This window comes from Ligilactobacillus acidipiscis DSM 15836 (assembly GCF_001435755.1).
Classification (GTDB): domain Bacteria; phylum Bacillota; class Bacilli; order Lactobacillales; family Lactobacillaceae; genus Ligilactobacillus; species Ligilactobacillus acidipiscis.
This window is the reverse complement of record NZ_AZFI01000049.1, coordinates 1-11,448: the sequence shown is the minus strand read 5'-3', so window position 1 is coordinate 11,448 and position 11,448 is coordinate 1. Positions and strand designations below refer to the sequence as shown.

Genomic DNA, 11,448 nt, shown 5'->3' with positions numbered 1-11,448 from the left:
GTTCAAGTTATTTCTTGCAATCTGCCATCAAAAGAATGTGAATTTAGAATCCATAAGCTAGTAATAGACTCTGGGAAAAGTTAATTTAATAGACTTTTTATTTTAGACTGATAAATAAGGGGGGGGGAATTAACAAGGAACTATTAAAATAGCCCCTGCAAAAAAGGGGGGCTTTTGTTACCTGATTATACACAAGAAAATTAGCGCACTTGTTTTTTCATAAATTCTTGTAATTGTCCAATAATGTCTGTTGGCAAAACAACGTATGAATTTTCTGCCAATTCGTCAGCAATGGCACTATGAGTGTAAAGGGCAGCAGCCAATGCTTTTTGCGGATCCTGGTTGGCAAATTGGCCCATAAATCCAGCAATGATTCCGGTCAGAGTGTCTCCCATGCCGCCGGTGGACATGTAAGGCCCTCCAATTGGCAGATGGACAGTTTCTGCACCAGGTGCATAAATTTCTGTATGATGCTTTTTTAAAACAACTGTTGCATTAAGTTTTTCTTGAATCTGACGGTTATTTTCTTCTGTTTGCTTAGCAATTTTAATACCTGAAAGTCTTTGCCACTCCATTTCATGGGGTGTGAAAATAATATGAGCATTAGGTAAGGCCTCTTGCAAACTATTTTCCTGTGAAAGCAAAGTGATTGCTGAACCATCAATAATCAGGTATTGTTCTGGTTTAACATTTGCAAAAACATTCTTGACGATCGAAAGTGATGTCTTATCTGTTCCTAACCCTGGACCGACTACGATCGCATTTGCTCCAAGGAGAACAGAATTGACCGTTTTTTCGTCTGTGAAATCAACAAACATGGCTTCCGGTACCAGGGAATGCAAGGCAGTCAAGTTTTCTGGAGCTGTAGCACAAGTCACTAAGCCCGCTCCAGCATGGACGGCTGCTGAAGTTGACATCAAAATAGCACCGCCATACTGCTGAGTGCCGCCCACTGTGACAACACGGCCGTAGTTGCCCTTGTGACTGTTAGCTGGGCGTTTTTTTATGACTGTCAGTATTTCTTTAGTTAAGTTCTTCAAAATATTACCTCCAATTGTTAACTTAACAAAAATTTTTTCACTGCGGTGATAGTTTCTTGTTGGATCTGTTGTCGGTCTACACTAGGCGCGTCTTGATACCAGAATGCGTCAGCAGCTGCATAGTTTTTTTTGACGGGCAAGAAAATAAAGTGGCCGACATTTGCTGGGAGTTCACGATAGATGGCTTGGGGCAAAAATTTATGGTAGATCCGACCATTTTGTGCGATCGGTGCGATTTGATCTCCGCCAGGTGCAATGATCAATGCTGGAATATCAACATTCTTTGTTTGTTGGGTAGAATCAATGCCCGTACCTAAAGCAGGGGAGAGTGCGACAACTTTTTTAAAGCGCTCGTCTTTTAAATCAGTGGGAACTTCTGCTGGATCTGCTTCAACAACTTTTTTGGTCAGTTTGCCAAATACAGGCATCTGATTCACGACGTCTGCGGGTAAAGTTTCATTTTCTTGTTTTTTGATCAGATTTTGATCAACGTTCACGCCGGCAATTGCCATTACTGAGTAAGCTCCTAGTGAGAAACCAATGCCATAGATTTTTTTTTGGTCGATCACGGGACCATAGTGCTGCAAAAGTTGCGATAATAAATAAGATAGGTCGCGAGGTCGTTCCCAGTAACGTTTGAATTGTTCAGGCAGTGGATCATTAAACGTATTGCCGTAATGATCCGGTGAAGCTACGATAAATCCTTGTTCAGCCAGTGGAATTGCCAACCAGGCCAAACTGATCCGGTTGCTGCCAGAACCATGAGACAGCAAGATCAGTGGATGTTTTTCTCCTGTGTAGGTGCCAGCATGAGCTAGGTTTAGGTTTTCTGGACACCAGATCGTTGTTTTTAACGGACGATCATCTCGTGAATGGTCAATATACGTTATGGTTTGTGCAGTAACTTTAGACATATTTTTCCCTCGGCTTTCTGTTAGAACTTCAGTTTTAGTATAGCAAAAATAACGATTTCAAACACGTTCAAACGGCTATGAGAAAAGAAAGAAAGTTTGAAAAAATACAGCAACAGGTTCGACTCCTGCCAGTGGCATAGTATAAAAGCACATTCACAAAGATAGTGCTAGACAGCGTTTAATATGATTGCTTGGGCAAATTAAAGATTTCATTAGCTTTTTGTTGTTTCATGACTAGAAACTTGATAAAAACTCTTTTATTTTGGGACAAATTATTGTATGATAGTTAGGTACTGATTTACAGGTATTTGCCACTGTGGCGGAATTGGCAGACGCGCAGCGTTCAGGTCGCTGTTTGGGTTATCCAAGTACAGGTTCGACTCCTGCCAGTGGCACTTTGATAGTTAGTTAGGCTTATCGTTCATATGTGGGCGGTGGGTCTTTTTTTGTTAATGAGGATATGGATCAAAAATAAACGAAAAAGAATAGCAGTCTCTTTTAGGTTGAAAGTTTGCTAATATCAATTTGGGCAAAATTCATTTGTTCGAATAAATAAAGGAATCAGGTTATTTACTTTAAAAGGAATAATTGTTATACTTATTCCGTAATTATTATGTATTTCTTCTGATATATAATTTTTTAGCGAGTTTTTTTAAGGATTTCTTGTTATTGAGACTATAAATTCTCAGAAATTGACCGATATTAATAGGTGAACGAGAATTGAGTGGAAGAATGAGCATGGATAATTTTTGGTACGATTATTAAATTTGATTAATTTAAATAAAAACGTTACGATTTTATGAAAACGTAACCATTTCGGGAGAGAAAGGAAATAATTGGTATGGCAGAAATAAATGCAATGTATTTAGTGGGACGCGCGAAGATTTACCGCGATGAGGCTCAACGTGGAATAGAATTGGAGTCACAAGGAGACCCGCAAAGAGCTTTATTGGTATGGAAGAGTTTAAAGCGAGCTTGTGAGGCGGAATTAGAAAGTTACGATGGTCAAGATGATAATTATGCTCACTTTTTACATACCATGGCAGATTATCTAAAAAATAATAGTGAAGTGATGTCTGGTTTAGAAATGATCCGCGTTAGCAGTCGTGACTATCTTAAGATCGACAGTAGTAAATAATAAGACATTTCATCAGTTTTATGTTATACTTTCGTTAGTAAGTTAAGTATCAATTAGATAATTTTCGTATGAAAAAAGGGAGTGGCAACTGTGGCAGAACAAGAGTATAAAACCATCCTTGTACCTGTTGATGGTTCCGAAGCAGCTGAAAAAGCTTTAAAGAAAGCGGTAGAAGTTGCCAAAAGAAACCACGCACACTTAGACATTTTGAATGTGATCGATCTTAAGCAATTTTCTGTTAGTTTTGCCGGCATGTTGAATGCTAGCGGCGATGTTGTCTATAAGACTTTTGAAGATGTAGACAAGTACTTGTCCGAGTTACAAAAGAGAGTTAAAGACCAGGGCTTTGATGATGTTGATGTCCATGCCCGTTTTGGTTCTCCTCGGACAGTTATTGCAAAAGATTTCCCAGAAGATCACCAGACCGATTTGATCATTATGGGACCAACAGGTTTGAATGCGGTCGAACGCGTCTTTGTTGGTGCTGTTACTGACTATGTGATCCGTGCTGCTAGTTGTGATGTGATCATTGCACGGTGATCACCGAGTTAGATGTGAGAAAATGGCCAGGTAATGCTGGACGTGAAAGGAGACAAATCTACAATTGAATTTCGGGGCAGCAATAGTGTATATTGCGTTGTTTGTTCTCACGATCTATAACGTGCGACGTAATTACCACTTGATGAAGTTACGTTCCAAAGCAAAAATTCGTGAACCAGAAAGATTGTCACAAGATGAGCAGGGCAAATTGAAAGGGTATACCGCAGATAAGCGAAAATGGTCTATTTTAAGTCAATTGTTCTTTTTCATCTCAGTGTTTATTGCTTTTAAGGGAACGTTGGCTCAACTGGCTTTTTTCATGGATCTCTACACGGTTTCCATTATTTCAGTTAATAATATAGATATTGATATTATTAAACTGCTAGGTGAACCTGCAAGTTAAAAATTTAGTACTAAAAAAGGTTTTCTCGTTTGCAAGGAGAAAACCTTTTTTGTTTTGCGTTTAGATCAGTTGGAGTAACGTACCGCGTCGGGTCAGTCATTAATAGTTAGCTCAGGCCAACGAGTTTGCCATGCTTTATTGGTCAGTCGCTGTTGATAGCGTTGATGACCTGCTTGTCCAACTGCATAATTGGGGGTCGGACTGACTTGTAACTCAAAAAGATCAGCTAAACCATAGGGCGCAATTACATGATAACCGTTGAGTCGGCTTTTTTGGATACCGACACTTGTAGCAGTCTCTGGGAAATCGGCGATGGTTTTTTCGATCGAATCATAAAAGCGCCTGTGACTCAGATGCCGTGCTGGCAGGCAAATGTTTTTGATGTTCCACAAATAAAGTGAATGATTTTGAGCTAAGATTTCTTTAGTCATCAAGAAGTTCTCGTAAGATTGATTGCTGTTTTTGTAATAAACATCGATATCACCCAGTTTAAGTGATGACTGGTGACCAGTTTGTTTGTTCCAGATCAGGTTGCGGATCGTACCGCCGCAAATAGTCGCTTCAGGCAGGTGCATCTTTTCGAGGATCTTGAATATTTCATTGATCTCTGGATCATGGGAAATAATATCTAAAAATTTTTTCTTGTACAAATTAAGTTCCTCCTGCTAGAAATTTTTCCAGTTACCATTGTATTGCGTTTTTTCGGTCCACGCTATCTCTTTTTGAGATAATTTCCTCTTGTGAAATTTTGAAAGCGTTGTATAATTTTAAAGTAAGCGCTTTATAAGAGAAATTTAGAGGAGATAATTTGTCATGGAAATATTAGCCGTTAATTCAGGAAGTTCAAGTTTTAAGTTTAAATTGTTTATCATGCCGGAAGAAAAAGTAATCGCTTCTGGGCAAATTGAGCGCATTGGTCAAACGGGCTCGATCGTGACTATTAAGCATCATGGCGGTGAAAAATATGAACGCAAAGATAATATTAAAAATCATAAAGAAGCCGTACAAGAATTGATGGACCTGTTATTAGAATTACGTATCATTAAAGATTATTCAGAAATTGATGGTGTTGGTCATCGTGTCGTCGCTGGAGGAGAATATTTTGATCATTCTGTTATCGTTGATGATAACGTGATCGCTAAGATCCACGAAATTGCAGAAATGGCACCTTTACATAATCCGGCTAACCTAGTGGGAATTGAGGCTTTCAAGAAAATCTTGCCTCAGGCTACATCTGTTGTTGTTTTCGACACTGCTTTTCATCAAACGATCCCAGAAGAAAACTTTATCTACAGTGTTCCTTACGAATGGTATGAAAAATATGGTGTTAGAAGATATGGTGCTCACGGCACCAGTCACCGCTATGTGGCTGGTGAAGCAGCTAAATTATTAGGACGGCCATTAGAAGACCTTAAACTGGTTAGTTGTCATATTGGGGCAGGTGCTTCGATCTGTGCAATCAAAAACGGTAAATCGTTTGATACTTCGATGGGTTTTACCCCGCTGACTGGTGTGACCATGGCAACTCGTTCTGGTGATGTTGATGTGGCTATGATCTCTTACATGATGGAAAAGTTGAATATAGATTCCATGACCGAAATGATCTATATGCTGAATAAGGAATCCGGCTTATTGGGTATTTCCGGTGTATCACAGGATAGCCGGGATATTTTGCAAGTGGCTCATGCTAATCATCGTGCACAGCTCTCACTAGACATCTTGGTCAAAGATGTGGTGAAATACATTGGACAGTACACCTTTGAAATGGGGGGCTTAGACGGCATTATCTTCACAGCCGGTGTTGGTGAAAATTCGGATGAGATCAGAGCTGCTATTTTAGAAAGACTTGGCTTTTTAGGGATCACTATCGATCAAGAGGAAAATCAGAAACGAGGAGTCACTAATATTATTTCCGGTCCTGATTCCAAGATCACTGTTATGCGGATCCAAACTGATGAAGAAGTTATGATCGCTCGTGATGTCATGGGTCTCAGTCAAAAATAAGCAGATTTTTGCCAGTGCAGAAGCCTTGATTTGCCGGGCTTTGTAAGCCTATTATTATTTCTTAAAAAATGTAATATTTTTGTAAAATAAAAGTGTTAACAACCGCCTCAAAAAGTGGTAAATTATTCTGGATCGTTAAATTATAATTTATTTTTAGGAGGCTTTGTCATGGGCAACAAGCTTGATATTTTGCGCGACTATCAAGTTGCAGAGGCAGAAGCTATGGAATTAGACAATGTTTGTCATCAGGTCGATGATTCTAAGCTAGCTTCTGAATTTATGAAGGTTTATGATGAAAAACGCAAAAGCGTACAAAATGAATGCCGTAATTTGCAAACTATTTTAGAAGCAATCGAAGCGGCTGAAGATTGATCAAACAAACCAGAAAAAAAGAAATTAACAAAAAACTATGAGAGCTTTATGTCCTAATTGGAACATAAAGCTCTCATAGTTTTTATTAAGAACGCTTTTGTTTGAGTTTAGAGTACCTTGCTGGGGAAAGCTTATTTAAAGCAACTAGCTTTTCTTCGATCAGATCTAAGACTAGATTGCGGTCAGCAGGGTTTTCAACGAAATCATACTTGTCACCGTCGATCAGCAAGAAAGGAGAAATATCATACGAGTTTGCCCAGTCGCTGTAATAATCTAACAAATTGTGGTAGTAACTGACTAAGCTTGGATCAGTTTCCACTTGCTCAAACTCACGACCGCGTTTCTTGATCCGTTTGATCATGGTGTCATAAGAGACATTGATCATAACCATCAGATCTTCAGTAGGGTCGTCGGAAACGTATTGCAGTTCGGAAAGCATATTAGCCAGTAACTCTTTGTAGATCGAATATTCGATCTCAGTGGCATTGCCCATCGCTGTATTCATTTTCATAAACATTGCATCTTCATAGATCGAACGGTCTAAGATGTTATTGCTGCCTTTTTTTGCTTCTTTGATCATTTTAAAACGGCGATTTAAGAAGAAGGTTTGTAATAAATAAGCATAAGGATTAGAAACATTTTTTTCGCCGGCTGCTCGACGTTTGGCGGCAATCTCATTACCTTGGTAAAATAAAGGTAAGACCGGATTGTCTTCCACCGGTTCGTAAAATGGTCGCGTTCCAAGTTCTTGTGCTAATATTTCGGTCAGGCTGGACTTTCCAGACCCGATAATTCCGGCTAAAGTGATCAAGCTGGGACAACTCCTTTTATAAAAAGTTCGGAGGAACAAATACCAGTTGATCTGTTGATGATGAGAAGTAATTAGTAGAAACTGCTTCTCATTTGTTCTCCCGTTCATATGATAATTCATACGCATATCTATTTTACATGGACCAAAAGGTGTTTTCAATCTTAAGCTGGAATTAAATGCAGCTGCCGATCAAAGATGATTAAAAAGTTTAGAAAATTTGAATTAAAACTGGTACGATCCATGATTCAACTGTATAATTGACCCTGTAAAGCTTAACAAAACAAAGAAACTTTCATAAAAAGAGGAGAAAAAACGAATGATTTCAAGATATACCTGTCCGGAAATGGCTGCTATTTGGAATGACCAAACTAAATATGATTGTTGGTTAGCTGTTGAGATCGCAGCTGATGAAGGTTGGTCTAAGTTAGGCATGATACCTGAAGAAGATGTTAAAAAGATCCAGCAAAATGCTAAATTCGATGTTGATCGGATCGCAGAGATCGAAGCGGAAACTCACCACGATGTGATCGCATTTACCCGTTGTGTTTCTGAATCATTAGGTGCTGAAAAAAAGTGGGTTCATTATGGTTTGACTAGTACTGATGTTGTTGATACTGCTTATGGTTATCAGTTAAAACAGGTCAACGATATTTTACGGCAGGACCTGCAGAATTTCAAAGAGATCATCGCACAAAAAGCAAAGGAATATCAATATACTGTGATGATGGGACGAACTCACGGTGTGCACGCTGAGCCAACTACTTTTGGCTTGAAACTGGCACGGTGGTACTCTGAGATCAAGCGAGATATCGAGCGTTTCGAGCATGCTGCAGCTGGTGTGGAAGCTGGAAAAATCAGTGGGGCGGTCGGTAGTTTCGCTAACATTGATCCCTATATCGAAAAGTATGTCTGTGAAAATTTGGGGATCCGTCCGCAAGAAATTTCCAGCCAAGTCTTGCCCCGCGATCTGCACGCAGAATATGTCTCAGTTATGGGACTGATCGCAACAAGTTTAGAAGAATTTGCGACAGAGATCCGCGGTTTACAAAAAACCGAAACACGTGAAGTTGAAGAACATTTCAGTAAGGGACAAAAGGGTTCTTCTGCTATGCCGCATAAACGTAATCCGATCGGTTCGGAAAATATTTGTGGTTTAGCGCGGGTCGTCCGCGGCCATGTGCTCACAGCCTATGAAGATGTTTCTTTATGGCATGAACGTGATATCTCGCATTCATCAGCTGAGCGGATCATTTTGCCAGATACAACGATCTTGTTAGATTATATGTTGAACCGGTTTGGTAAAATCATCAAAAATCTGACGGTTTTCCCAGAAAATATGAAGAAGAATATGGATAAGACTTTCGGCTTGATCTATAGTGGTCGTGTTTTGTTGAAGTTGATCGATGCAGGCATGAGTCGCGAAGAAGCATACGACTTGATACAGCCGAAAACTGCCCGCTCTTGGGATGAACAGATACCGTTTAGAAGATTACTGGAAGAGGATCCGCAAATTACTAATAGATTAGACCAAGCAACTTTAGATGATGCTTTTGACTATCGTTGGCATTTAAGACGAGTTGATGAGATTTTTGAACGGGTAGGTTTAAAATAGTTTCCTAAAGTACACCTTGTGGAGTATCTGGTCAGACAAAATTCTATTTGTCGGAGTTATCGTTTGACTGGTCCACTGAATGGGTGTACTTTAATTTTTAATGTTGAAAGGAGCAGTTTTAAATGACAGAGTTCGCTTACCAAGCGTTTAGTGAAGTCGCCCGGCAAAAGACGTTTGTTTCCGCTGCCAAAACGTTGAATGTTACGCCCTCTGCGATCAGTCACTCGATTGCTGGTTTTGAGAATGAACTGGACTTTCCTTTGTTTATTCGCAATCGGACTGGAGTCACTTTGACCCCAGACGGCGAGAGGATCTTACCGATCGTGCAGGAAATTTTAAATACCGAAACAAAGTTGCATGAAGAAGCTGATCGTATCAAGGGACTTAGTTCCGGTAAAATCAGGCTAGGAGCTTTTAGTAGTGTTTGTATTAATTGGCTGCCGGACATCATTCGAAAGTTTAAGCAAGATTATCCTCAAATTGATATAAGTATTGAACAGGGCAATTTTAACAGAGTCACCGAATTGGTACGTTTGGGGCGGCTCGACATTGGTTTTTCTGCTTTACCGATCAATGAAAATCTAAATGTTGTTCCCTTACACGAGGATATGATCTACTGTATTGCTCCCAGTGACTTTATCCCGCAAAATGGGCATAGTATCACTAAAGAAGATGTTAAAAATGAACTTTTTATACTGCAGCAGATCGATTATGATCGTGAAACGAAGCGGGCTTTAGATGCGTATAATGTGTCTGTTAATTCGATCCAATACAGTATTGATGATGCCTCAATTATTGCGATGGTAGAAAGTGGGCTTGGTTTGGGTATCTTGCCGGAGTTGGCGCTACAAAATCTTTCTGGGCACGTCAAGGTTTATCCTTTTTCGCAACCGTTTAAAAGAGTAATTGCCGTTGTGACTCAAAATGAGGCCAAGCAAACGCCATCGACACATGCTTTTTTGAAGTTGGTTCAACAATGGGTCCAGGAAAATTATACTAAATAAGATAAATATGATTTTATTTGAATTTCAATTCAGGGATAAGTATCATATCCTTGTTTGCTGTTGTTATTAGTTGAGTTGCCCAAGCCAGAACTCTGCGCCTAATCAACTCAAGTCTTACGACCAGAAAAACACTGGTCATAATGCCTGAGTCCCTTAGTGCTCGAGTTCTCCTGGCTTGCTTCACTCTGTTATATTTGGGGGGATTTTACTGTGAAAGAATTAACCAAAGGCAGTCCAATTAAATTGATTTTAACTTTTGCCGTACCACTTTTGATAGGCAATCTTTTTCAGCAGCTGTATAGCCTGTCTGATACGATCATTGTAGGGCAAACTTTAGGGGTAAACGCATTGGCGGCCGTTGGTTCGACGGGGAGTATTCAGTTTTTGATCATTGGTTTTGCTCAAGGGATGACTGCTGGTCTGTCGATCATGACTGCGCAGTTTTTCGGTGCGCATGATTATCGTAAAGTACGTGAAAGCTTTGCGACAAGTATCGTGATCAGTTTGGTAGTAACTGCTGTGTTAACTTTTTTAAGTGTCTATTTTATTCATGATATTTTGATGTTGATGAACACACCAGCAGAAATTGAGCATAACGCACAGACTTTTAGTACGATCATTTTCGGTGGGATTGGGATCCAAATGGCATACAACCTGCTTGCCAATATTATTCGCAGTTTGGGTGATAGTCGGACTCCGCTCTATTTTTTGATCATCGCTGCCGTGTTGAATGTTTTGCTAGAGTTACTCTTCATTGTTGTCTTTCACTGGGGCGTTGCCGGGGCTGGATTCGCCACTTTAGCTGCTCAGTTATTCTCGGTACTTTTATGTGTGTTGTATATCATTAAGAAGATCCCGTTGCTGCAGATCCATTGGGTCGATTTTAAGAAAGTTGATCGTAAAATGATCACTAGCCATTTGAACGTGGGCTTACCGATGGCATTTCAGTCCTCGATCATTGCCATTGGTTCGATCATGATCCAGTCAGCACTGAATGCCTTAGGGACTACTGCTGTGGCGGCTACTACGGCTTCCAGTAAGATCGACCAGATCGCTACTTTGCCGATGAGTTCTTTTGGTGTTGCAATGGCAACCTATACCGCACAAAACTATGGTGCGGCGGAATATGGCCGGATCTTAAAAGGAGTCAAATCGGCCGTTTTGATGTCAGTTGGTTTTAGCGTTGCTGCCGGCTTACTGATGATCATCTTTGGACAAAACATGGTCACGGTTTTTGTTGGTAATGCGGACCAGGGCGTTTTGTCTTTATCCCAGATCTACTTTAACGTTAATGCGTCATTTTACCCGCTTTTAGCGATCTTATTTATCTTCCGCAATACTCTTCAAGGTTTAGGCAAAAGTGTTGTACCGACGTTGGCTGGCTTGGCTGAGCTGGCCATGCGGATCGGTGCTGCCTTATTCTTGGCAACACGTTTCGGTTACGCGGGCGCTTGTTTCGCTAGTCCATTAGCTTGGATCGGGTCGTGTTTAGTTTTGATCACTTCTTATGTGCAATCAGTGAAGATGTTAAGAAGACGGCAAAAAGAAAAAGATGAAGCTGCTGAATTGTAGCAGATAATTAGTTAGCGTAAAGTATTTGTGGGTGGAAG

At 40.1% G+C, this 11,448-nt stretch carries 12 protein-coding genes and 1 tRNA gene; 9 read left to right on the top strand and 4 right to left on the bottom strand.

Annotated features, from left to right (window positions below):
* Positions 1-200: 200 nt before the first annotated feature.
* Both FC65_RS05090 and FC65_RS05085 read right to left on the bottom strand, forming a co-directional pair.
* Positions 201-1,040 carry an NAD(P)H-hydrate dehydratase gene (locus FC65_RS05090; protein ID WP_056971798.1) on the bottom strand — a complete coding sequence of 280 codons (840 nt, stop codon included), beginning with the start codon at positions 1,038-1,040 and terminating at the stop codon, positions 201-203.
* Positions 1,041-1,057: 17 nt separating this feature from the next.
* Positions 1,058-1,954, bottom strand: coding sequence for an alpha/beta hydrolase family protein (locus FC65_RS05085; protein ID WP_056971797.1), 897 nt, complete (start codon positions 1,952-1,954; stop codon positions 1,058-1,060).
* Positions 1,955-2,264: 310 nt separating this feature from the next.
* On the opposite strand from FC65_RS05085, the gene FC65_RS05080 reads away from it, so the two are divergent.
* The 4 genes from FC65_RS05080 (at position 2,265) to FC65_RS05065 (ending at position 4,035) form a co-directional block, all read left to right on the top strand.
* Positions 2,265-2,349 (top strand) — tRNA-Leu (locus tag FC65_RS05080).
* Positions 2,350-2,795: 446 nt separating this feature from the next.
* The gene (locus FC65_RS05075; RefSeq protein ID WP_056971796.1) at positions 2,796-3,092 is read left to right on the top strand and encodes a hypothetical protein; all 297 of its coding nucleotides are present in this window, start codon (positions 2,796-2,798) and stop codon (positions 3,090-3,092) included.
* A 90-nt stretch (positions 3,093-3,182) separates the two neighbouring features.
* Positions 3,183-3,632, top strand: a complete 450-nt coding sequence (locus tag FC65_RS05070; RefSeq protein ID WP_010496460.1) for a universal stress protein — start codon at positions 3,183-3,185, stop codon at positions 3,630-3,632.
* A gap of 64 nt (positions 3,633-3,696) precedes the next feature.
* Positions 3,697-4,035, top strand: a complete 339-nt coding sequence (locus tag FC65_RS05065; RefSeq protein ID WP_010496457.1) for a hypothetical protein — start codon at positions 3,697-3,699, stop codon at positions 4,033-4,035.
* A 92-nt stretch (positions 4,036-4,127) separates the two neighbouring features.
* Here FC65_RS05065 and FC65_RS05060 read toward each other — a convergent pair whose 3' ends face one another.
* Positions 4,128-4,685 (bottom strand): nucleotidyltransferase family protein, encoded by a 558-nt coding sequence (locus FC65_RS05060; RefSeq protein WP_010496448.1) that lies wholly within the window; start codon positions 4,683-4,685, stop codon positions 4,128-4,130.
* Between the two features lie 163 nt (positions 4,686-4,848).
* Between FC65_RS05060 and FC65_RS05055 the strand changes: the two genes are divergently transcribed.
* Positions 4,849-6,039, top strand: a complete 1,191-nt coding sequence (locus tag FC65_RS05055; protein ID WP_056971795.1) for an acetate/propionate family kinase — start codon at positions 4,849-4,851, stop codon at positions 6,037-6,039.
* A gap of 168 nt (positions 6,040-6,207) precedes the next feature.
* Positions 6,208-6,411 carry a hypothetical protein gene (locus FC65_RS05050; RefSeq protein ID WP_056971794.1) on the top strand — a complete coding sequence of 68 codons (204 nt, stop codon included), beginning with the start codon at positions 6,208-6,210 and terminating at the stop codon, positions 6,409-6,411.
* Between the two features lie 85 nt (positions 6,412-6,496).
* Here the strand turns inward: FC65_RS05050 and FC65_RS05045 are convergent, their stop codons facing one another.
* Positions 6,497-7,222, bottom strand: coding sequence for a deoxynucleoside kinase (locus FC65_RS05045; RefSeq protein ID WP_010496443.1), 726 nt, complete (start codon positions 7,220-7,222; stop codon positions 6,497-6,499).
* A gap of 316 nt (positions 7,223-7,538) precedes the next feature.
* On the opposite strand from FC65_RS05045, the gene purB reads away from it, so the two are divergent.
* The 3 genes from purB to FC65_RS05030 all read left to right on the top strand — a co-directional run bounded on the left by purB (position 7,539) and on the right by FC65_RS05030 (position 11,410).
* On the top strand, positions 7,539-8,834 hold the full coding sequence (purB, locus tag FC65_RS05040; RefSeq protein ID WP_056971793.1) for an adenylosuccinate lyase: 1,296 nt from the start codon (positions 7,539-7,541) through the stop codon (positions 8,832-8,834).
* 122 nt (positions 8,835-8,956) lie between these two features.
* Positions 8,957-9,838 carry a LysR family transcriptional regulator gene (locus FC65_RS05035; RefSeq protein ID WP_056971792.1) on the top strand — a complete coding sequence of 294 codons (882 nt, stop codon included), beginning with the start codon at positions 8,957-8,959 and terminating at the stop codon, positions 9,836-9,838.
* 210 nt (positions 9,839-10,048) lie between these two features.
* Complete coding sequence (locus FC65_RS05030) at positions 10,049-11,410, top strand: MATE family efflux transporter (RefSeq protein WP_056971791.1); 1,362 nt, start codon at positions 10,049-10,051, stop codon at positions 11,408-11,410.
* Positions 11,411-11,448 lie beyond the last annotated feature (38 nt).